Consider the following 22,519-nt stretch of genomic DNA (forward strand, 5'->3'; position numbering starts at 1 on the left):
CCATGCGATGGAGGCGAGATGTTTGATTGGAACGACCTGCGGTATTTTCTTGAGTTGCAGCGCAGCGGGCGTCTGCTCACCGCCGCGCAGCGCCTGAAAACCACGCATGCCACCGTGGCCCGGCATATCGAGGCTATCGAGAAGAGCCTCGGCACCGCTCTGTTCGTGCAGCACGCCCACGGCTACGAACTGACCCCCGCGGGCGAAGCCCTGCTCAAACACGCCGAAGCGATGGAAAACGTCGCGCTGCTGGCCGAAGACGAGCTCACCCATTCTGCGGTGCCCCTGGGCAAGATCCGCCTTGGCGTGGCCGAAGGCCTGGGCGTGATGTTCCTTGCCGGGCGCATGGCCGGCCTGTTCGAGCGCTACCCCGGGCTGGAAGTGGAACTGGTGGCCGTGCCGCGTTTTGTCAGCATCCTCAACCGCGAAGCGGAAATCAGCATCCACCTCGAACGCCCCAGCGTCGATCAACTGGTCACGCGCAAACTCACCGACTACCGCCTGGCGCTCTATGCCAGCCGCGCCTACCTGGCGCGCAACCCGCCCATTGAAAAGCGCGAAGACCTCGCCGCCCATGCCTGGATCGATTACGTGGACGACCTGCTGTTCAGCCAGGAACTGAAATTCCTCAGCAGCTTCTGCCGCACCCCCAAGGTGGTGTTCCACAGCACCAGCGTCATCGCCCAGCATCAGGCGGCGCGCTCCGGACTGGGCATCGCGGTATTGCCGTGCTTCATGGCCGCCGGCGATCCGGATCTGGTGGCCTTGCTGCCGGGGGAGAACATCCAGCGCAGTTACTGGATCAGCTCGCGTCGGGAGCTGCACAAATCAGTGCGGTTGCGGGTGTTGTGGGATTACGTGGTGGAGTTGTGTGCGCGTGAGCAAAAGCTGCTGCTCGGCGAATCCAACTGAATGAACACGGTCAAAAGTGGGAGCTGCGTATGTTCATTCAACCGTCGTCAATCGCGCAGCTCAAACGCCGCACTGCCCAATCGCTCACCATTGACCATCACATGCACCACATGCCGACCGGGATAGTGCTTGCGCGTGGTCAACTCGCGAATATGTTGCTCGCGGCGGATGCTGTGGTGTTCACCCGCGCCCAGCGTAAATGCCTTGAGCTTGAACATCTTGGCCGCGCTATGTCCGGCGCTTTTGACGTAGTCGATGGCGTAGTCCACCACCAGCTTTTGTGCGGTGGCAGCGGTGGATTCCAGGCTGAACGACAGGTTGATCCGCTCGCCCAGGCTGATCACCGCTGGCGTGACGCTCAGGTGATGGAGCTTCACCTCGGCCTTGGCGCCCGCGCCCATGATTGTCAGGGCACGGCTGTTGCCTTGCTTGATCAGGCTGCGCAGTGCGTGACGGGCGATCCAGGCGGTGTGGGGGTTATCCAGGTTCCAGCCTTCGATCAGGCTGAGTACCCAATCCGGGTGGTCCTTGGTGATGTCGTTGAGGTGGTTGGCCACCGACTTGCGTACGTAGAGGCTGGGGTCGGCCTTGAGGTTGTCGAGGATCGCCGCGCACAGCTCGGGGTTGGCCTGTACCTCGGCCAGGCGGAAGGACCACGGCAGGCGGGGGCGCGAGCCTTCGCTGGCGAGGCGGCGCACGTGTTCGTTGGCATCCAGCGACCACGCGTGCATGACCGCCAGGGTGCGTTCGAAATCGTGCAGCAAGAAGGCTCTTATCGCGAATTCAGCCGAGCCAAAGGTGGTGAAGTATTTGAGCGCGGCCATGGAGCGCTTGAAGTCGCCCAGGCCGTAACTCGCCACGTAGTGCGGCAGGAACAGGCTGACAAACCCGCTGTTCAGGCGCGGGGCGAGAGCGTAGAGGCGTTTGAGCGTTTGCGCATAATCGAGAGGGATCACCGCATGCAGGCTTTCGCTGACCCGCGCCATACGCTGCATCACCGACAACTCGGCCAGCCCGGCCTTGGCATGCTTGAGAAATCCCTTGGCGTCGAATGCCGGGTACACCGCCGTCATTTCACTGGCGATGTGTTGCAGCCGTTCGACGTTGAAAATTTCCTTGAGGGCCGGGGCGCTTTGGTCGGTCATCGGTTATTCCAGGGTTAAAGAAACCAGCGGTATTCCCGCGCGTTGATCTCTTGTTGAAAGGCCAAGTGATCCTGGCGTTTGTTCTCGCAGTACACGTCGATAAATTCAGCGCCCAGCTTATCGCGCAATACCGGCTGATGCTGCATGGCACGCACGGCATCGAGCATTTCGACGGGAAAGTCGGTGCCGCTGCTGCGGTCCTCGTTCAGTGGTGCGATGGGGTCGTGCTTGGTTTCAAGGCCATGCTCAAGGCCGACCAGGATCGCCGCCAGCACCAGATACGGGTTGGCGTCGGCACTGGCCAGGCGATGTTCGATGCGCAGGTTGCGCGGGTCGGAGTCAGGGATGCGCACGCACGCGTCGCGGTCTTCAAACCCCCAACTGGCACGGGTCGCGGCGTTGACCGTACCGCCCAGGCGGCGGAAGGCGTTGTGGTTGGGCGAGAAGATCGGCATGCAGTGGGGCAGCAATTCCAGGCAACCGGCCACGGCGTGGCGCAACGGTTGCTGCTGATGCGCCGCCAGCAGGTTATTGCCCGCGCTGTCGTAGAGGCTCACATGCACGTGCATGCCGCTGCCGGGAAATTGCAGGTAGGGCTTGGCCATGAAGCTGGCGCGGTAGCCATGCTTGAGCGCCACGCCGCGGGTGCTGCGGCAGAACAGGGCGGCCCAGTCGGCGGCGCGCAGGCCGTCGTCGAGGTGACCGAAATTGATCTCAAACTGACCGGGGCCGAGTTCGGCGGTGATCACCGTGATGTCGATGCCCTGGTCCTTGGCGGTCTGCGCCACATCGTCCAGCACTTCGCTGAAACGCGACAGCCGTTCGATATGCAGGTTGGGCTGGTCATCGGCATCGTCGCTCAACGGGTCGCGGGCGAATTGCGGCAGGCCTTGGTCGAGCTGCTTGTCGAACAGGTAGAACTCCAGCTCGAACGCCACCACCGGGTGAATACCCTTGTGCTGCAGGCGTTCGAGCACTTTGGCCAGCACTTCACGGGGTTCGAATTCGATGGGCGCTTCGGTGCCATCCGAGGTGATCAGCATCTGCCCCAACGGCTGCGCTTCCCAGTTCACCGGCTTGAGCGTGCCCGGCACCAGGCGACGGTTGGCGTCCGGGTCGCCGTCGTTGAAGCAGTAATCGCCGATCTTGAACAAGCCGCCTTGCGCGCCCAGCAGCACGGCATTCTGCGGTAGCTTCAACGGGCTGCCGGCGGCGACCTTTTCCAGCATGTCTATCGGATAGCGCTTGCCGTAGAAATGCCCAGGGATATCCAGGGCGATCAGGTCGACATAACGCACATCGGGGTGATGCTGGCGAAAGGTCCGCACTTCGGCCAGTAACGTGGCGGCATGGCTTTTCACGGGTACAGCTCCTGGTTGTAAACCCACAACACGCGGGCGGGCAGGTCGGTCAGGTTGGCGTAGCGGCAATGGGCGAAACTGGCCAGGTGGAAACTGTCACCGGGGCCGAGGGTGACCGCGTCGGCCTCGCCTTCGACCCACAGCGTCAATTGGCCTTCCAGCACAAAACCTGCCTGCTCGGCGCGGTCGCTCATGGTCTGCTCGCCGCTGTTGGCACCGGGGGCGAGCAGGCTGTCGAGCATCGAGAAGGCGCCGTTCATGCTGGGAGAAACCAGAATGTCGGTGATGCCATTGGCGTAATACACCGTGCGCCGCTCGTTGGGGCGGGTGATCCAGTCCACCGCCTTGGGTTTGGGCTGGCTGTAGAAATAGGTGGTGGGCACGTCAAGGGCGTGGCTGATGGCGGTGAGATCCGCCACGGTCGGGCGCGACAGGCCACGTTCGACCTGGGACAGGAAGCCCACCGAGCGCTCGATCTTCTGGGCGAGTTGCGCCAGGGTGAGCTTCTTGTGCTTGCGCAGGTCGTGGATCAGCGCGGCGAGGGTGGCGAGTTCTTCTTGTGGTGTCATGAAATTTATGTCTGTAAATTTCATGAAAAATTACAGGATTAATTTCACGCTGGCAATGGGCGCATCGGCCTGTGCCCCTCTGTGGCGAGCGGGCTTGTCCCGCGTTGGGCTGCGCAGCAGCCCCAAAACCAGGCGCAGAGGAGCACCTGATACACCGTACTCGTCTTCATCAGGGGCGCTTCGCACCCCAACGCGGGACAAGCCCGCTCGCCACAGAGGTAGCGGGGCCTCCCTCGCCACATCGATGCTTACTCGCGCTCGTAGCTGTCCACCTGGACCCCATCGGCATTGAACACATTCACCCGGTTTTCGTCCTTCGCATCCCAGATGCTGTACGTCGCGTCGTTGCTGTTGGTGGGTAGGCTGTAGGTGGTGTACGAGCCGAGTTTTTTCACCAGGGTGTTGTTTTTGTCGATCAGTACCAGGCCTCTGAAACCGTCCATTTCCGCCGAGGCGAGGTTTTTCTGAAAGGGGTTGAGGCGCGTGTATTTGAGGGGCACGCGCAGTTTGCCGGTGAGATCGAGCGCGCCGTAGTGCTCACCTTTTTTGACCACGGCCATGCCGTTGGAGAACGGTTCGACTTCGTCATACGGCAGGCTGATGGGCACGGGTTTACCGTCTGGGGCGATGAAGCTGTATTTCTGGCTCTTGCGGTCTTGCAGCAGTTGCGGCTGGCCTTGGATAAACGCCCCGATCGCCGTGCTGCCCGGCGGGTTGAGCTTTTGCAGTTGCAGGGTGTAGACGTCTATTTGTCGCCCGTCGGCGGAGGTGGTGTAGAGGTAGTCACCGATGGCTTCGATGTTGGCGAAACGTGGCGCCAGCAGTTCCTTGCCGGCCAGGTTCCATACACCATAGGACGAATCGCCCTCGTAGGTCTTAAGCCCAGGCCGGGCAATGAACAGGTCGCCGACCACCTGGACATTGACATACTTCATCGGCACCACCACCTGCTGTTTTTTCGCGTCGTACACGCCATAGGGGCCGTTGGTTTCGCGCTCGACGATCATCAGATCAGCGTTGATCGGCTTCTCGATGATCTCGAACGGCAATTGCTTCAACGTATGCCCGCCGGGCACGAACGTAAAATACTTGAACAGCAACTGGCTCCAGCCATCCTTCTGCGGTGTCTTGCCCACCTGCATATTGAATACATCGGGCATGGGGCTGTACTCGATGCGTTCGAAGCGCGGCTTGACTACCCATTGTCCGTTGTTGTCGATAAAGCCGCTTTTTTTCGTGGCGTTGTCGTAAGCGATATAGCGCGCCTGGGCCGGTAAGCTGTTGTGCATCTCCAGCGCCAGGGTTTGTGGTTGGGCGGGGTCGAGCAGGTAGATGACGATGCTCGCCGGGGTGTCTTCGAACTGGTAGGTGGCTTGCACGTTGGTCAGGGCGCTGGCGCTATCCGGCAGGCCTTTGACGAATTGCTCCAGGTGTTCCTGCAGCGCGGCGCTGGTGGTGTAGCGGGAGAAATTGTCCTGCATGCGCAGCAATTCGTCGTAGTACGCACGCAGGTTGGCCTTTTGTTCGGCGGTGGGCGAGGAATTGCTGCTGTTGCCGCCGCTGTAGAGCGTCTTGCCGTCGGCGCTGAGGCCCTCGACCACGTAGGTCTTGTTCTTTGGCGTGGCCAGCAGCAGCGAGGCGCGATCGTCAGCCAGGCCGGTCAGTTGATAGACCTCACCGTCGCTGCCAGTGGCCTTTGGATGTTTCGCATCCAGCACGATTTTTTTGAAGCCGGGGTAGCTCGGATAGGTGAGCGTGACGCTGACGCGTTCCACCGGCTTGTTAACCTTGAGCTCGACCTTGGAGGTGTCCTGTTCCTCAGCGTTGTCGACCCCTACGTCGGCAAACGCCTGTTGCGTGCCGTCGCGAAAGTACACGGCTTGTACCGCGTAACGTTCTTCCTCGCGCTGGTCCGGCAGGGCGCCACGCTTGAGGATCTCGCGGATCGCCTCCACGTCCAGTTTCAGCCCCGATTGGCCGTCAAAAAAGAACTGCTGGAAGGCCGACGTTTTCTGCGTGAGGTCTTCCAGCGCAGTCTTCAGCTCGGCAGCCGGGAAGGGCACGAAGGGCTCGCCATAGCGCAGCTCTTTTTTCGCGGCAGGTGGCTGGTCGCTGCTGGCTACCGGCGAAATCTCCAGACGCATGCTTTCAATCATGGCGATCTGGTTGATGCTGTCGCGTGCATCCTGCACCAGGTAGTTCAGGCGTTTTTTCGCTTGCGGCAGTGTCAGGCTGTGGATGTCGTCCACGGCCCCTTCATTGAGCTGTTCTTCGCTGTATTCGGTGCCGCTGACCATGCCCGTGATGACGTGCCGGTCAATCAGGTAATAGGCCGCGCCGCCGATGACGGCGACCACCACCAGGGCGCTGGCGAGGAGTTTGGTTCGGGTCAGGGCGGTTTTCATTATTGTCGGGCTCGAAGACAGGGCTGGCGCAAGGTTAGCAGCTGAGGGGCGCCAAGCGGTCTGGATGTGCGCAGTTCGCTTAAAGTGGCTTAAGTAGAGTCAATTGTTCTATTCCTGCCATGGCGAACCGTGACGTTGTTCACTAATTTTCCTGCACATCACTCACGCAGTCGGGTCAGCAGTACTGCCCAGTCGCAAGATAAAGGCATATTGCTAGATACCAAGCGGATTTCATGCGGTGAATGATTTTGTGCGCCTGCGGTCGGAACCTGGGTACGCGTCATTCATTGAAGGAGCCCCCATGAAGTCCAAGTCCCTCGTTGCCTGCGTCTTAGTTGCCGCCAGCCTGTCCACCGCCAGCTTCGTGGTGCAGGCCGGTGATACGCCCCAGGAAACCGTGCAGCCTTCCAACATCAATACCCGTGACCTGAAAGAGGGCGACCGCGCCCCGGATATTCTGATGCGCAAGGAGTCGGCGCTTGGCGACTGGAAAAAGCGCGGCCTCAAGCAGCCCGAAGCAGACAGCCAATGGGCGCGGGTAGGTGATAAATACGTGCTGCTCAAAACCACCAACGGCACCATTCTCGAGATCACCCCGGTCAAGAAATAATCCTGCGCCACCACCTGCTCGTTTTCACATTCTTGCGTTAAGGTGACCGGCCGCAATGGTCGCCTTACCTTCGAAGAATGAGAGCAGGATGCTTGCCACCATCAGAAACTACCCCCGTACCGTGAACCTGTTGCTGTGCGCCACGTTGCTGCTGACGCTGGCCAAGGCGATTACCTTTCCGTACCTCGTGATCTATCTCACCGACCACTTTGCCCTGGATATCAGCCAGGTCGGCCTGGTGATCGGCAGCTCATTGATCGTCGGTTCGCTGCTCAGTGTCTACGGTGGTTTTCTCGTCGACCGTATCAACAGCTATCGCCTGCTGCTGGGCCTGAGCGTGTTGTTTGCGCTGGGGTTTATCGGCACCGTGTTGGCGAGCAATATCTGGGCGTTCTACAGCTGCCTGATCCTGATCAACCTGGCCTACGCGGTCATCGATATCGCGGTAAAGGCCGGTTTTGCCAGCCTGCTGCCGGAAGAGGCACGCAGTGAGGTGTTTTCCATCAAGTACACCCTCACCAATATCGGCTACGCGGTCGGGCCCTTTTTCGGGGCGATGGTGGCCAAGCTGGATATCAGCTTGCCGTTTATATTGTCGGCGCTGCTGGGGGCTGGGTTTTTCCTGGTGTATTGGCGGTGGGGTGACCGTACGCTGGCCACTGCCGATGCGACGCAAAAGCCGGTACCGTTTCTTGCCGTGGGGCGCGTGCTGCTGCGGGATCGTCGGCTGGTGTGCTTTACCCTCGGCGGCCTGTTCAGTGCGGTGGTGTTTGGCCAGTTCACTGCGTACCTCTCGCAATACCTGGTGACCACCACCACGGCGCAGTACACCTACACGGTGATCAGCGCCGTGCTCACCACCAACGCTGTGCTGGTGATCGCCTTGCAATATGTGATCGGCCGGCGTATTTCGCACCGGCATCTGAGCCAATGGCTGATCGCTGGCTTGAGCATGTTCATGTTCGGGTTGATCGGTTTTGCGCTGTCCACCAGCGTGTTGTGGTGGGTGCTGGCGATGGCCGTGTTCACGGTGGGGGAGATCATTGTGTTTCCGGCCGAGTACATGTTTATCGACCGGATCGCCCCGGACCACCTGCGGGGCATGTACTACGGGGCGCAGAACCTGTCCAACCTCGGCGCGGCGCTGGGGCCGGTGCTGTGTGGGCTGGTGCTGGCCAGCCTGCCGGCCCACTCCATGTTCTACATGCTAGGGGCATTTATTGTCGCGGGCGGGGTGTTCTATTTCATCGGTTCGTCGTTGAAGGCTGCTCCTCCAGCGTGAGATTGCCCATGTTGTTGCTTTGCAGTTCGTAGCGGAGTTCCTCCACCATTTTTTCCACTTCTTGCGTGGTCTGTAGCCGGTTGGTGCTGATCCCGGTAACCACCAGGTCAACCCGACCGGTTTCGGCGTCGTAGACCTTGAGGGTCAAGGAGGCATCCCGGCACAGGGTGAATTCACAGGTCAGCGGCGACAGGCCTTCTTCGATGCAATTTCGCAGTTGGGCGAGGGTAAACATGCAGGTTCCTTCAAGGCATCACTATGCGATGCGTTGAAGGTTATTGATTGAGCCGATGCGCCATAAGGCGAATTCGCACTAGTCGCATTAGTGCATTTGCACGTTCATCGCTTGCTTTTCAGGCGCCGCTCCCCCGCAAACAGCCCGCGTTCACGGGCCCAGACGATGGCTGCACTACGGCTATGCACCCCCAGTTTGGAGTACACCGTGGCCACATGGTTACGCACGGTGTTGGGCGCCAGTTTCAGGCGCGAGGCGATCTCTTTGTCGGCCAGCCCTTCGCAGATCAAGCCCAGCACATCACGCTCACGGGCGGTGAGGTCGGTGAAATTGACCGTCGGCAGGTTGGGGCTGTTGACGCTCTTGGCGTTGGCCAGTTTTTCGATCAGGGTCTGGCTGAACCAGGAGGCGTCCTGCATCACTTCCTCGATGGCCGCCACCAGCTCGAGTTCCGAGCGCTTGCGTTCGGTGATGTTCATCAGCACTAACAGGTAGCAGGGCAGGTCCTGGATGATCACGGTGTCGGCCGAGACCACGCAGTCGATCACCTCGTTGCCTTTCTTGCGCACCTTGAGGTCTTGGCCGTCGAGATTGCCGGCTTTCTCCAGGGTTGCGAACAATTGCGCGCAGGCCTGGGGGCTGTCGATAAAGTCGATGTCTTCGATGGATTTGCCGATCAGTTCTTCGCTGATGTAACCGGTAATGCTCATGAAGGCTTCGTTGACGTCCACCACCTGGCGGTTGGCGGCGTTGCACACCAATGTCGGTACTGGCGTGAGGCGGAACGACTTGGCGAAGCGCTCTTCACTCTGGCGCAGGGCAATTTCGGCTTTGCGGCGCGGCTCCAGGTCGGTGAAGGAAAACAGCATGCAGTCTTCCTCGTTCATGTCCAACGGTTGGCCGGCGACGATCACCAGCTTGCTGCCGCCGTCGGGCAGGCGCAGTTCGGCCTGCATCTGCGGAATGGTCCCCCCTTCGTTCAGGCGCTGGATGGCCAGGTCTTTGCGCTCGGCCTGTTCCAGCACATCCAGCTCGTATACCGAATGGCCGATCACCTGGTCGCGGTTGTAGCCGGTCATTTCCAGGAAACCCTGGTTCACCTTGATGTAGCGCAGGTCGCTCAAGCGGCAGATCACTGCCGGCGCGGGGTTGGCGTTGAAGGTTTTTTCGAAGCGCTGCTCGGCGCTGGCCCATTCGGTGGCGTCGCTGAGCACCAGTACCAGCAACTCGGGCTCTCCATGTGAGTCGGTCATCACCAGGCTGCGCAGGCGGTGGACCCAGGTTTTTTCCGGGGCTGCGGTGGGCGTGACTTCCACCACCACGTCGCTGAATTCATCACCCGCTGCCGCGCGGGCCAAGGGGTAGTTATCCAGCTGGACGGGATGGTTGTTGCGGTAACGCAGGGCAAAGCGCTCGGCGTACGCCTCGGTGTTGGCGCCCAGGGCCTGCACCTCATCCACGCCGTGCATGTTCAGCGCGGCCTCATTGGCCCACAGGATGGTCTGGTCGACTTCCGCGAGGATGATCCCGTCGGACAGCCCGGAGATGATCTGCTGCAGTTGTCGGCGATTGGTTTCTTTGGCAAGCACATCCTGGGGCATGGTTTCTCCGGGGGTTGGGCGCATGGGAGTACGACACCTGGGCTTTAGGATAGTGCACAGAATTTCATCGGCACGGTATGCACCTGCACCAGGCAGCCGTCGCGCGTGACGACGTCTTCAGTGCTGGCGCCTGACTGGCATACCTGTCAACTCTGACAGTAGGCAGGTTGCGCTCACCTTTGTAGGCTGAGGCTTCGCCCCCTTGGAATATTGAAGAAGGAACCTGTCATGACTAAATCCGAATTTCTCGATTACCTGGCCGTGGAAATCTCATCTGCCCAGCAACGGACCTCGGCCAAAATGACCAAGTCCGACAAGGTTGATACGGGCAGGGCCGCGTTTTTGACGGCGTTGAGGGCTGTTGTCGGTGGGAGTGCCACGCCAGAAAACTTGGGCACCGTCGGCGCCGTCAATGATGTTTTGCAGACGCTGGGGCTGCTCGAATCCAAGAAGACCCTGTTGAACGAGCTTGAAGGGTGAGGGTTTGCTGACACCTGAGGTGAGGGCGCCTGCCCCCACCCCGCCTGTGGCGTAATCAGCGCGGCTGCACACACTCCAATGAGCGGTCCACCATCACGCTCGCCATGCCCACCAGGTGCATGACCGACAGCACCAGCGTGCGCGAAGTGCCGTCCAGTTGATCGCCCGCCGTTTGCGCGGCAACGGCTGCGCAACGCAGCACGCTGCTGGCGTGGGCCAGGGCGTCTTCGAAGCTGAGGTCTGGGGTGGTGGTGAAAAATGACGGTTCTGAGGCGGGTGGTGAGGGGACAAGTTTGTCCATGGTTCAACTCCTAATCTAAGTTGGAGAGCCACCACCATCGCTACCAAACGACTTTAAGGGCGGTGGCCATACGCAGATTGGTAGACCGGTGATTAGGAACCGGTGCACCCGAAGGTGCCCTGCGCACGGCCACCATAATGCAGGGCCGAAAAAAAGCGCCTTGCAGAAGGGGGCGCTTAGCGCCTAATCACTCGTGGTCTACCAAACCCCGAATCACTGAATTGGCAGTGACCGCCGAAGACTAGCCACGTGATTTGAGTGGCGCAAGCGCTTGGGATTCTCTCGGAAACGTCCTGCAAGTTAAAGGGAAATGTCACGGCTGCGACTGTTCCTACACTTGCCAAACCCTCTCGATTCTGGGAAAACCCCAGCCTTTGCGCATTCAACGAGAACTCCATGAGCCACGACGAACTGCAGATCACCGACATTCGCCTGGGCGACGGCAAAGCCGTGGTCAAGGGCGCGCTGATCACCACCCAATACACCGGCACCCTGGAAGATGGCACGGTGTTCGATTCGTCCTGGGAGCGCGGCAAGCCGTTCCAGTGCGTGATCGGCACCGGGCGGGTAATCAAGGGCTGGGACCAGGGCCTGATGGGCATGCGGGTGGGTGGCGTACGCAGGTTGTTTGTGCCGGCGCACTTGGCCTATGGCGAGCGCTCCATGGGCGCGCATATCAAGCCCGACAGCAACCTGCGCTTTGAGATTGAGTTGTTGGAAGTGCTGACGCGAGATGATTGACGCAGCGCGTGAAAAAGACCTGGGTATCAGGTGTTCCATCGACGGCGTCCGGGTGGTTGAGCTGAGCGCGGGCGATGAGGGTGAGCTGCAGCGGTTTTTCGAACGTGCCCCGGACTACTTCATCGCCGTCAACGGCGAGCCCGCCACGCCAACCGAAGCACGGGAAGAGTTGCATAGCCCCTTGCCACCGGGCTGGCGTTGCCGTCGCATGTACTGGCTGGGTTACCGCGATGCGGATGAGCAACTGGTGGCCGTGGTGAATATTGCGGCGGATGTGCTCGCTGATGGGGTATGGCATATCGGGCTGTTGCTGGTCGGCTCACAGTTGCAGGGCACGGGGTTTGCGCAGCGGCTGCATGCAGACCTTGAACACTGGGCTGTGGAGAACAACGCTCAATGGCTGCGGCTGACGGTGGTGGTGGGCAATACCAGGGCCGAGCGTTTCTGGCCCAGGCTCGGGTATGTGTGCGTACGCCTGCGTGACGGGATCAGGATGGGGCGGCAGGTGAATCGGGTGTCGATTCAGGTGAAGGCGTTGGCGGGTGGGCAGATCGCTGAGTACCTGGCGTTGGTTGAGCGGGATCGGCCCGGCACGCCGTAAATGTGAGCTCAAGGTAGCGGCTTCCTGAACCCATCCTGAAGAATTTTCTTATTCATCATGCGGAAACTTTCCTACGGTTTACTCCCCTGGAATCGCGGCGTAAGCTTCGCGCGTTTTCATCAATAGCGGAGACCCTCAGTGGGTACTTGTTCGAGTGACAGTAGTCGGCCGGTTTCGGTAACCGGCACATACTTGGCAAGGTAACGCGCATTCTTCCGATGCCGTTGTCTCGCCAACAAAGCGAGAAGCGGCATCCCGACAGCGGCCAGTCCTGGCCTTGTCTTGATCCTCTCTCATCGACGCTGACCAGCAACCCGGCTCATCTCGGGATGCTACGGACGCGCCTGCCTTTTACGGCGGGCGGGCCATATCTGGCTGTGCCTGTTCAAGGGCACGGTACGGACGGGCAGTACCTGCACGACGGTTTTTTCCTCGCGCAGGAGTAACACCATGAACCTCACCCTGTTGAAAGAGTTCTTCGCCGGCTTCCTGCGGACCCGGCACATCGCTCGGCATTTCCGTCGCCTGGCGATGCTCGAAACCGTGACCGACGCCAGCGTCAGCCGCGAAGTCCCGCCGACCCTGGCGCAAACCCTGGTGGTCGCGGCCAACAGCAGTGCCGTGCAATTGCTCGGTACCTTGGGCAGCCACAGCGACGGGTTGAATACCCTGGAAGCCGATGCCCTGCGTGTGCAATACGGCCTTAATGAAGTCGAGCATGAGCAGCCGCTGCCATGGTGGGTGCATCTGTGGCATTGCTATAAAAACCCGTTCAACCTGCTGCTGACCCTGCTGGCCGTGATTTCCTGGCTGACCGAGGACATGAAGGCCGCCACGGTGATCTTCTCCATGGTGGTGCTCTCCACGCTCCTGCGCTTCTGGCAGGAAGCCAAGTCCAACAAGGCGGCTGATGCGTTGAAGGCGATGGTCAGTAACACCGCCACGGTACTGCGCCGCGACGAAGCCAAGCGCATCGAACTGCCGATCAAGCAACTGGTGCCGGGCGACCTGATCGTGCTGTCGGCCGGGGATATGATCCCCGCCGACTGCCGTGTGCTCAGTGCCAAGGATCTGTTCGTCAGCCAGGCGGCGATGACCGGGGAATCGATGCCGGTGGAGAAGTTCGTCCAGCAACAGGACGCGGACACCCGCAACCCGCTGGACCTGGAAAACATCCTGTTCATGGGCACCAATGTGGTGTCCGGCTCGGCGACGGCGGTGATCCTGGCCACCGGCAACAGCACCTATTTCGGCGCCCTGGCCCAACGGGTAACCGCCACCGACCGTGCCACTACCTCGTTCCAGCATGGCGTGAACAAGGTCAGCTGGCTGCTGATCCGCTTCATGTTCGTGATGGCGCCGGCGGTGCTGTTCATCAACGGTTTTACCAAGGGTGACTGGACCGAAGCGCTGTTGTTCGCATTGTCGATTGCCGTGGGCCTGACCCCGGAAATGCTACCGATGATTGTGACCTCCACCCTGGCCAAGGGCGCTGTGTTCCTGTCGCGTAAAAAGGTCATCGTCAAGCGCCTGGATGCGATCCAGAACTTCGGCGCCATGGATGTGCTGTGCACTGACAAGACCGGCACCCTGACCCAGGACAAAATCTTCCTGGCGCGCCATGTGGATGTCTGGGGTGAAGAGTCCGACGATGTATTGGAAATGGCCTACCTCAACAGCTACTACCAGACCGGCCTGAAGAACCTGCTGGATGTGGCGGTGCTGGAACATGTGGAGGTGCATCGCGAGTTGAAGGTGGGCACCGCGTTCCAAAAGATCGATGAGATCCCGTTCGATTTCAACCGGCGGCGCATGTCGGTGGTCGTCGCCGAGCAGGGCCAGCCGCACTTGCTGATCTGCAAAGGTGCGGTGGAGGAGATCCTGTCGGTGTGCGACACCGTGCGCCATGGCGACACCAATGAAGCACTGACCGATGAGTTGCTGGCGCGTATCCGCGAGGTCACCGCCGCGTTCAACGACGAAGGCCTGCGCGTGGTGGCCGTGGCTGCGCAACCGATGGCGCCGGGCCGCGATGCCTACAGCCTGGCGGATGAGAACAACCTGACCCTGATCGGCTATGTCGCGTTCCTCGACCCGCCCAAGGAAAGCACCGCGCCGGCCCTCAAGGCCCTCAAGGCCCACGGTGTGGCGGTCAAAGTGCTGACCGGCGACAACGAGCGCGTGACGGCGAAGATCTGCAGGGAAGTGGGCCTGGAGCAGCAGGGCCTGCTGATGGGCAACGACATCGAAGACATGACCGACGCCGAACTGGCCAAGGCCGTGGAAAGCACCAATGTGTTCGCCAAGCTGACGCCCAGCCACAAGGAGCGCATCGTGCGCCTGCTCAAGGCCAACGGGCATGTGGTGGGCTTCATGGGCGACGGGATCAACGACGCGCCGGCGCTGCGCACCGCGGATATCGGCATTTCGGTGGACAGCGCGGTGGACATCGCCAAGGAAGCGGCCGACATCATTCTGCTGGAAAAAAGCCTGATGATCCTGGAGGAGGGCGTGCTGGAGGGGCGGCGTACCTTCGCCAACATGCTCAAGTACATCAAGATGACCGCCAGTTCCAACTTCGGCAACGTGTTCTCGGTGCTGGTGGCCAGTGCGTTTATCCCGTTCCTGCCGATGCTGCCGATGCACCTGCTGGTGCAAAACCTGCTGTATGACATTTCGCAGATCGCGATTCCGTTCGATCACGTCGATGAGGAGATGCTGGCCAAGCCGCAACGCTGGCAGCCGGGGGATGTGGGGCGTTTCATGCTGTTTTTCGGGCCGATCAGTTCGATCTTTGACATCACCACGTTCGCCCTCATGTGGTACGTCTTCGATGCCAACACCCCGGACCATCAGACGCTGTTCCAGTCGGGCTGGTTCGTGGTGGGGCTGCTGACCCAGACGCTGATCGTGCACATGATCCGCACGCCGAAAATTCCGTTCCTGCAAAGCCGCGCGGCGTTGCCACTGATGGTGATGACCGGCGTGATCATGGCCGTGGGGATTTTCCTGCCGATGGGGCCGCTGGCGCATTACTTCAAATTGCAGGCGCTGCCGTCGCTGTACTTCGTTTTCCTGCCGGTGATTCTGCTGGCCTACATGGCGTTGACCCAGGCGGTGAAGGGCTACTACATCCGCAAGTTTGGCTGGCAGTAACACGTTCTCTCAAGCGCCCCAGAACGCTGTGGGAGCCGGGCTTGCCCTAATGCCGATCAGTTAGCGAACGCAACAAAGATCAAATGTAGGAGCGGCCAGTGCCCATGCCGAACGGGGCACCCAGGCCCCACTGTAGGAGCGAGCTTGCTCGCGAAGAACGTCAACGATAACGCGGGAAACCTGATCCCCGCGGCGTTCTCGGGTTTTTCGCGAGCAAGAACTAGGCGTCCCCCTCGCTCCTACAAAAGTTAACGGTCAGTGCCCGTGCCGAGCGGGGGCACGTGGGTGAGCCAGCGCCTGCACGGATTGGCGCTGGTTTCAATGTGCAGTTGCATACAGGGAGATTCTTTATGCAAGCAATCAACAACATCAACCTCGATTCCCTGGTCGACACCCTGGTCAGTCTCACCGCTGCGTTCATCCTCGGTGGCCTGATCGGTCTCGAGCGCCAGTACCGCCAGCGCACGGCGGGCCTGCGCACCAATGTGCTGGTGGCGGTGGGCGCGGCGATTTTTGTCGACATGGCCAACCGCCTCGGCGGCGCGGAAGGCGCGGTGCGGGTGGTCGCGTATGTGGTGTCGGGCATCGGCTTTCTCGGTGCCGGCGTGATCATGCGCGAAGAGGGCAATGTGCGCGGGCTCAACACCGCCGCCACGCTCTGGGCGTCGGCGGCAGTGGGGGCCTGTGCGGGTGCCGACCTGGTACTCGAAGCGCTGCTGGGCACGCTGTTTGTGCTGGCGGCCAACACCTTGCTGCGGCCGATCGTCAATAACATCAACCGCCAGCCGTTGGATGTGGTGTCGGCGGAGGTCACCAACATCCTTTATGTCATCGCCCGACGTACCCAGCAAACCGCGGTATTGGCGTTGCTGGAAGCGGAGCTGGCGCGCTGCAACTACCCGGCCAGTGACGTCGATGTGCGGCCGTTCGGTAGCGAAGAAGTGGAAATCGAAGCCACGCTGGCCGTGACCTCGGTGGACGGTGACGAACTGGATGCGCTGGTGGCGCGTATTTCCAGGTCGAGCCTGGTGGTGCAAGCCTTCTGGAGCCCGAGTACCACCGACTAGCCCCAAGAGGCCCGGGCTGGGCCTCTTGCATAACAGCTGACGCTGTAGTGGTGAGGAAAAGTCCTACAATGTAGCGAGACTATCCCTTCAGTTGAAAATACACGCCGTTGTTAAGGTGGCGCGCTTGCGCCTGCCCAGGAATCAACGGGCGGCTTTACGTGGTTAGGGTGTTTTTCAAGAGGAGGGGCCTGTCCTGCCTGAAGTTTTGCAGAGTAATCAGCACCGCTTGTCGGAACTGTTACTTTTCACAGGTAGATGGGTCTCGCGTGATATGTAAGCGTACTGATCTTCCCAGGGGAGTCTTATGAGCAACAAAGCTTTAATTGTGGATGATCACCCTTTTATACGCGCCACCGTGAAGTATCTGTTGAAGCAGGAAGGCTTCGATACTATCTACGAGGCGGGTAACGGCGCCGATGCCATGCAGGTGGCCCGCGAGGAGCGCCCGGACCTGGTCATCCTCGACCTGGCGATGCCCAAGCTCGGTGGGTTGGAGGTGATCAGCCGGATCAAGGCGCTGGAGTTGCCATGCCGGATCCTGGTCTTGACCTCTTATCTGGCCGTGTTCTTTTCCACTCGCTGCATGCGTGCCGGTGCGATGGGGTTTGTCGCCAAGACGGGAGAACTCGATGAGCTGCAAAAAGCAATCCGGGCGATCAGGTCGGGCTACAGTTGCTTCCCAAGCCTGCCGACCAGTTCGGTGCGCCGCGACGATCTGCAGTCCACGGAGCAGGAACTGGTGGAGGCGCTGTCTGACCGCGAATTGACCGTGCTGCAAAAGCTCGCCCTTGGCTTGGGTAATAAAGAAATCGCCGAAGACATGCTGTTGAGCCACAAGACCATCAGCACCTACAAAACGCGGCTCAAGGAGAAGCTGCGTATGTCGTCGGTGGTGCATTTGTCCAAGTTCGCCCAGCGTAATCATCTGATCTGAATGAGCGCCGTCCGCTTACTCAAAGCGTTGGCCATCCTGTTGCTGGGGTTGTTGCCCTGGACGGCGATGGCCTTGGATGAACCGCGCACGTTACGCTTGCTGGGCCACTCCACGCTTGAACGCCCTTCGGTGGTGCTGGACGAAGCCGACTGGCGCTGGCTGCGCGAACGGCGCACCTTGGTGATGGGGGTGTCGGCACCCGACTACGCGCCGTTCGACCTGACCAACAACAACGATGAACTTGAAGGCATCACCGCCGATTACACGGCGCTGATCGCCCAGGCGCTGAATGTCACCATCGAGGTGCGGCGCTACGACACCCGCGACGAAGTGATCGAAGCCCTGAAGACCGGGGCCGTGGATTTCCTGGGATCGGCCAACGGTTATGAGGCGGCCGACCCGCAGTTGGTGCTGTCGCATTCCTACGCCAACGATCAGCCCACGCTGTTGACGCGCAGGGATGACAGTCACGCACTGAGCACTGACCTTGCGGGCAAGCGCGTGGCGATGCTGTATCACTACATGCAACCGGCCGCCGTCCAGGCGTTTTACCCCCACGCGCAGTTGCTCTTGTTTGCCTCGACGTTCGAAGCCATCGGCGCGGTCGCGTTCGGCCAGGCCGACGTGTACCTGGGCGACGCCATCAGCACCCATTACTTGATCAACAAGAACCACCACAACAACGTGCGCATGGCGGACTTTTCCGCGCTGGAGGTCAACCCGTTCGGCTTCGCGTTCGCCAAGGACAATACGCGCCTGTTGAACATCATCAACGCCGCGCTGGCCATCATTCCGGACAACCAGCAGATGGAAATCCTGCGCCGCTGGAGTGCCGGCGACAGTCGCTTCCTGGAGGTCGACCGGCTGCGCCTGAGTGACAGTGAGCAGCGCTGGCTGGAGAAGCATCCGCGGGTGAAAGTCGCGGTGCTCGATAAATTCGTGCCGCTGTCCTTTTTTAACGAGCGGGGGCAATTCGAAGGCGTGAGCGCCGAGGTGCTGTCGCGCATCAGCTTGCGCACGGGGCTCAAATTCGATGTGCAGCGCGACAGTTCACTGCCTCGGCAAATCGACGACACCAGTGCCGGGCGCGTGGATATGCTGGCGGTGGTCACGCCGAGCATCGAGCGCTCGGAAAAGATCCGTTTTACCCGGCCTTACTTGTCCAACCCCTACGTGCTGGTGGTGCGCGCAGGCGATGAGCGCCTGGTGACCCTGGAGGATATGGCCGGCAAGCGCCTGTCGTTTATTCGCGGCAACAGCCTGGCGGCGCAAATCGCCCGCGATTATCCCAGTGTCGGGTTTGTCGACGTCGAGGACCCCGAGCAGGCCATGGAGTTTGTCGCCAAGGGCAGTGTCGATGCCACGGTCATTTCGCTGATCAGCGCGCGCTACATGATTGCGCGCCAATACCGTAACCGCCTGCGCATCACCAGCACTGTCGGTACCGAACCTGCGCGTATTACCTTTGGCGTCAACCGCAGCCAGCTGGAGTTGTATTCGATCCTCGACAAAGCGTTGTTGAGCATTACCCCCGAAGAGATGGACGAGCTGACCAACCACTGGCGCAGCGAGATCATCCTGGAAGACAGCTACTGGAAGCGTCACCGCAACGTGATTATCCAAGGGTTCGGGTTGGCGGCGCTGTTGCTGCTGGTCGCCCTGGGCTGGGTGTTCTACCTGCGTAACCTGATCCGCAAGCGTGCCCAGGCCGAGCGGGCCTTGAGCGACCAGATGCGCTTCATGAGCGTGCTGATCGATGGCACGCCTCACCCGATTTACGTGCGTGATCGCCAGGGCCGGTTGATGGCCTGCAATAACGCTTACCTCGATGTGTTCGGCTTCAAGCTCGAAGATGTGATCGGCAAGACCGTGGTGGAAACCGACACCGGCAACCCGCCCCAGGCCCAGTCGTTCCACGCCGATTACCTGCGTTTGATGGAGCAGGGCGAGCCGCGGATCCTTGACCGTGTGCTCAAGGTGCCCAGTGGCGAGGTGTTGACCATCTATCAGTGGATGTTGCCCTACCGCGATGGCGACGAAAAAGTCGTGGGCATGATTGCCGGCTGGGTCGACGTGAGCGAACGTCAGCGTCTGTTGGGCCAGTTGCAGGAGGCCAAGGAGGAGGCCGACGCGGCCAACCGTGCCAAGACTACGTTCCTGGCAACCATGAGCCACGAGATTCGTACGCCCATGAATGCGGTGATCGGCATGATCGAACTGGCCCTGCAAAACGCCGAGCAGGGTCGGGTAGACCGCGATGCGCTGGAGGTGGCGTCGGTGGCGTCCCGGAGCATGCTGGAGTTGATCGGCGATATTCTCGATATTGCGCGGATCGAAACCGGCCACCTGTCCCTGAGCCTGGAACCGGCCAACCTGCATGAATTGCTGACCTCGCTGGCGCGGGTATTCGAGGGACTGGCGCGGGATAAGGGGCTGGTCCTGCACGTGCAGTTGGACCCGTTGATCAACCGCCCGGTATTGGTCGACCCGTTGCGTTTCAAGCAAGTGGTCTCCAACCTGTTGGGCAATGCCATCAAGTTCACCACGACAGGCTATGTACGCCTGGGGGCCTTGGGCGCCCCCACATCGGCCGGCGGCGATTTGAACCTGCGGTTATGGATTGAAGATACCGGCGTGGGCATCAGCGCCGAAGACCAGCAGCGGTTGTTCAACCCGTTTATCCAGGGCAGTAACAACGAGCAATCCGCGCGCAGCGGTTCGGGCCTGGGCCTGGTGATCAGTCGCAATTTGTGCGAGATGATGGGTGGCCAATTGCACCTGAGCAGTGTGCTGGGCAAGGGCACGCGGGTGGATGTGACGCTGACGTTGGCACTGACCACGGTGGCACCGGCGGCGCTGCCTGTTGCGACTCGCCCGTCGGCGCGCGGGTTGAGCATCCTGGTCGTGGATGATTACCCCGCCAACCGCCTGCTGCTGGCGCGGCAACTGAGCTTTCTGGGGCATCGCATCGTCACCGCCGAAGATGGCGTTCAAGGGCTTGCACTGTGGCAGGCCGGGCAATTCGATGGGGTGATCACCGATTGCAATATGCCCTTAAAGGATGGTTACGCATTGGCGCGTGATATCCGTGCACAGGAACGCGAGCGCGGCCTGGAGCCTTGCCTGTTGCTGGGTTTCACGGCCAATGCCCAACCGGAAGAGACCGAGCGCTGTCGCCAGGCCGGCATGGATGGTTGCCTGTTCAAGCCGACCGGGCTTGAAGACTTGCGGCTGGCCTTGGCCTCTCGCACCTTCCGTGCCGTGGAAGACGCCGAGCCGGTGTTTGACCTCAGCCCACTGATCACGTTGACGGGAGGGGATAAAGCCGCCCTCGAAGAGTTGTTGCGACCATTGCTTGCCAGCCTGGAGGAGGACCGCCGGGTGTTGTCGGCAATGGACCAGCAGGCGCATTTCCCCCAGCTGCATGACTTGGCTCACCGCATCAAAGGTGGCGCACGGATGGTCAAGGCCCAGGCGTTGATCGCGTGCTGCGAGACCCTGGAGAGCGTGTGCGAACGGCAGGATGAGAATGCCTTGGGCGCGGCGGTTGAGGCCGCGTGTGCGGCCATCGACGATTTGCATCACAGCCTGGCCCGCTACTGCAATCAGGCTTGACCGAGGTGGATGGCCGCTCGGTTAATTTAGGATAATTCCTACACGAAGGGGGAATATGCCTGATTTTGTCGTCGGAATATGTCTGGAGAATGGGCGGCACTCAATGAAGAGCGCCGCCTGCCCGGAGGTTTGCCATGCCGAACAAAGCACTGACCATCCTGATTGCCGATGAACAGCACCTGCAAAGGCTGTACATCGAGAAAATGCTCAACCAACTGGGTTACCACCGGATTGTCCCGGTGCAAACGTTCGAAGAGGTGCAGATACTCACCGCCATTCCGGCCGAGCCCTTCGACGTGTTGATCATCAATGCCGGGCTGGCGATCACTACCTGCGAGCCACAGCCCCAGGTGCGGCATGTGCTGGTCTACGACCACCTCGACCTGGGCGCACCGGCCGGTATAACGCCGGCGGTACTGATACGCCTGCAGGGCGTTCCGGACAACGTCAACCTTGAACACTTCATGGACATCATCGACCCACCCGAGGCCGCAGCGGGCCTGCGGGTGCTGCCTTGGCTGCGTGAGTTATCCCGCAGGCCCGTGACCGGGGTCTAGTCCCACGCCGGGGCGATGCCCTTGGGGCTGGTCAAGCGCTGGCCGCGTTCCAGGCTGGCGATACGGGCCATGTCGTCGGCGCTCAGGGTCAGTTGCAGGGCCTTGAGGTTGCTTTGCAGGTTGACACGCTTGGTCGACGACGGGATCACCGCATAGCCCAGTTGCATGGCCCAGGCCAGGGCGACTTGTGCGGCGCTGGCCTGGTGGCGTTCGGCGATCTGTTGGATCACCGGGTCGTTCAGTACTTCGCCATAGGCCAGGGTCATGTACGAGGTGATGTGGATGCCGTTGGCGGTGGCAAAATCCACCACCTTGCGATTTTGCAGGTAGGGGTGCAGTTCAACCTGATTAGTGGCGATGTGTTCTGCGCCCACCGCCGCGATGGCCTGTTTCATCAGGTCGACCGTGAAGTTGGAAACGCCAATGTGGCGCGTCAGGCCCAGGCGCTTGGCTTCCAGCAGTTGACCCATGAATTCGGCGACGGGAACCTGGTCTTCCGGCGAGGGCCAGTGGATCAGGGTCAGGTTCAGGTAATCGGTCTGCAGCTTGCGCAGGCTTTCCTTGAGGCTTGGGATCAGCTGGCCTTCGGCGAAATGGGTGATCCAGATCTTGCTGGTGATGAACAGCTCATCGCGGGGGATGCCGCTGTTGGCGATGGCCAGGCCAACGTCTGCTTCGTTCTCGTAGATCTGTGCGGTATCGATGACGCGGTAGCCCAGCTCCAGGCCGGTGCTGACCGAATCGATCACCACCTGGCCTTGCAGGCGGAAGGTGCCGAGGCCGAAGGCGGGAATGCTGTGTGTGGGGATGGACATCAGTCGCTCCTGAAGGGTGAACAGTGGCGTCGAGTATCCGCCCACCACGGCGTCGGAAAAACCGCTAAACCCGAAAGGGACTTTTGACCTCCAGTCACGAATCGCTTGAGCCGTGCGATAAGGCGCTGTACC

The 22,519-nt window shown here is 60.7% G+C and carries 19 protein-coding genes; 11 read left to right on the forward strand and 8 right to left on the reverse strand.

Annotation, left to right across the window (positions count from 1 at the left end; translation table 11 throughout):
* Positions 1-18: 18 nt before the first annotated feature.
* On the forward strand, positions 19-912 hold the full coding sequence (locus tag AB4O05_RS14355) for a LysR family transcriptional regulator (protein WP_460136939.1): 894 nt from the start codon (positions 19-21) through the stop codon (positions 910-912).
* A gap of 47 nt (positions 913-959) precedes the next feature.
* On the opposite strand, the gene AB4O05_RS14360 is transcribed toward AB4O05_RS14355, so the two are convergent.
* The 4 genes from AB4O05_RS14360 to AB4O05_RS14375 form a co-directional block, all read right to left on the reverse strand.
* Entirely contained in the window at positions 960-2,057 is a 1,098-nt protein-coding gene (locus tag AB4O05_RS14360) for a DNA alkylation repair protein (protein WP_460136938.1), read from the reverse strand.
* Positions 2,058-2,071: 14 nt separating this feature from the next.
* A complete protein-coding gene (locus AB4O05_RS14365) occupies positions 2,072-3,418 on the reverse strand; it encodes a glutamine synthetase family protein (protein WP_460136937.1) in 1,347 nt (448 codons plus the stop codon).
* Entirely contained in the window at positions 3,415-3,987 is a 573-nt protein-coding gene (locus tag AB4O05_RS14370; protein WP_460164743.1) for a helix-turn-helix domain-containing protein, read from the reverse strand. The genes AB4O05_RS14365 and AB4O05_RS14370 overlap by 4 nt, the downstream gene beginning before the upstream one ends.
* A gap of 248 nt (positions 3,988-4,235) precedes the next feature.
* On the reverse strand, positions 4,236-6,392 hold the full coding sequence (locus AB4O05_RS14375; RefSeq protein ID WP_460136935.1) for a WG repeat-containing protein: 2,157 nt from the start codon (positions 6,390-6,392) through the stop codon (positions 4,236-4,238).
* A 301-nt stretch (positions 6,393-6,693) separates the two neighbouring features.
* Here AB4O05_RS14375 and AB4O05_RS14380 point away from each other — a divergent pair, with 301 nt between their 5' ends.
* Both AB4O05_RS14380 and AB4O05_RS14385 read left to right on the forward strand, forming a co-directional pair.
* Positions 6,694-7,002 (forward strand): RcnB family protein, encoded by a 309-nt coding sequence (locus AB4O05_RS14380; RefSeq protein WP_460136934.1) that lies wholly within the window; start codon positions 6,694-6,696, stop codon positions 7,000-7,002.
* A gap of 88 nt (positions 7,003-7,090) precedes the next feature.
* Complete coding sequence (locus tag AB4O05_RS14385) at positions 7,091-8,284, forward strand: MFS transporter (protein WP_460136933.1); 1,194 nt, start codon at positions 7,091-7,093, stop codon at positions 8,282-8,284.
* On the opposite strand, the gene AB4O05_RS14390 is transcribed toward AB4O05_RS14385, so the two are convergent.
* Both AB4O05_RS14390 and AB4O05_RS14395 read right to left on the reverse strand, forming a co-directional pair.
* A complete protein-coding gene (locus AB4O05_RS14390; protein WP_460136932.1) occupies positions 8,247-8,519 on the reverse strand; it encodes a DUF1652 domain-containing protein in 273 nt (90 codons plus the stop codon). The genes AB4O05_RS14385 and AB4O05_RS14390 overlap by 38 nt on opposite strands.
* 104 nt (positions 8,520-8,623) lie before the next feature.
* Positions 8,624-10,120: a PAS domain S-box protein gene (locus tag AB4O05_RS14395; protein ID WP_460137586.1), complete on the reverse strand. Its 1,497-nt coding sequence runs from the start codon at positions 10,118-10,120 to the stop codon at positions 8,624-8,626.
* 228 nt (positions 10,121-10,348) lie between these two features.
* Between AB4O05_RS14395 and AB4O05_RS14400 the strand changes: the two genes are divergently transcribed.
* Complete coding sequence (locus AB4O05_RS14400) at positions 10,349-10,600, forward strand: hypothetical protein (protein ID WP_460136931.1); 252 nt, start codon at positions 10,349-10,351, stop codon at positions 10,598-10,600.
* A 55-nt stretch (positions 10,601-10,655) separates the two neighbouring features.
* On the opposite strand, the gene AB4O05_RS14405 is transcribed toward AB4O05_RS14400, so the two are convergent.
* On the reverse strand, positions 10,656-10,901 hold the full coding sequence (locus AB4O05_RS14405) for a DUF6124 family protein (protein ID WP_460136930.1): 246 nt from the start codon (positions 10,899-10,901) through the stop codon (positions 10,656-10,658).
* 396 nt (positions 10,902-11,297) lie between these two features.
* Here AB4O05_RS14405 and AB4O05_RS14410 point away from each other — a divergent pair, with 396 nt between their 5' ends.
* The 7 genes from AB4O05_RS14410 to AB4O05_RS14440 all read left to right on the forward strand — a co-directional run bounded on the left by AB4O05_RS14410 (position 11,298) and on the right by AB4O05_RS14440 (position 21,572).
* Positions 11,298-11,642, forward strand: a complete 345-nt coding sequence (locus tag AB4O05_RS14410) for an FKBP-type peptidyl-prolyl cis-trans isomerase (RefSeq protein ID WP_460136929.1) — start codon at positions 11,298-11,300, stop codon at positions 11,640-11,642.
* Complete coding sequence (locus AB4O05_RS14415) at positions 11,635-12,243, forward strand: GNAT family N-acetyltransferase (RefSeq protein ID WP_460136928.1); 609 nt, start codon at positions 11,635-11,637, stop codon at positions 12,241-12,243. The genes AB4O05_RS14410 and AB4O05_RS14415 overlap by 8 nt, the downstream gene beginning before the upstream one ends.
* A gap of 450 nt (positions 12,244-12,693) precedes the next feature.
* A complete protein-coding gene (gene mgtA, locus AB4O05_RS14420; RefSeq protein ID WP_460164744.1) occupies positions 12,694-15,399 on the forward strand; it encodes a magnesium-translocating P-type ATPase in 2,706 nt (901 codons plus the stop codon).
* A gap of 350 nt (positions 15,400-15,749) precedes the next feature.
* Positions 15,750-16,466: an MgtC/SapB family protein gene (locus AB4O05_RS14425; protein ID WP_460136927.1), complete on the forward strand. Its 717-nt coding sequence runs from the start codon at positions 15,750-15,752 to the stop codon at positions 16,464-16,466.
* Positions 16,467-16,770: 304 nt separating this feature from the next.
* Positions 16,771-17,400, forward strand: a complete 630-nt coding sequence (locus tag AB4O05_RS14430) for a response regulator (RefSeq protein WP_460136926.1) — start codon at positions 16,771-16,773, stop codon at positions 17,398-17,400.
* Positions 17,401-21,015: a transporter substrate-binding domain-containing protein gene (locus tag AB4O05_RS14435; RefSeq protein WP_460136925.1), complete on the forward strand. Its 3,615-nt coding sequence runs from the start codon at positions 17,401-17,403 to the stop codon at positions 21,013-21,015. It abuts the gene before it with no gap.
* A gap of 134 nt (positions 21,016-21,149) precedes the next feature.
* A complete protein-coding gene (locus AB4O05_RS14440) occupies positions 21,150-21,572 on the forward strand; it encodes a chemotaxis protein CheY (RefSeq protein WP_460136924.1) in 423 nt (140 codons plus the stop codon).
* Here the strand turns inward: AB4O05_RS14440 and dkgB are convergent.
* A complete protein-coding gene (gene dkgB, locus AB4O05_RS14445) occupies positions 21,569-22,387 on the reverse strand; it encodes a 2,5-didehydrogluconate reductase DkgB (protein WP_460136923.1) in 819 nt (272 codons plus the stop codon). The genes AB4O05_RS14440 and dkgB overlap by 4 nt on opposite strands.
* Positions 22,388-22,519: the final 132 nt, after the last annotated feature.

The organism is Pseudomonas sp. S1_G07, from assembly GCF_054668565.1.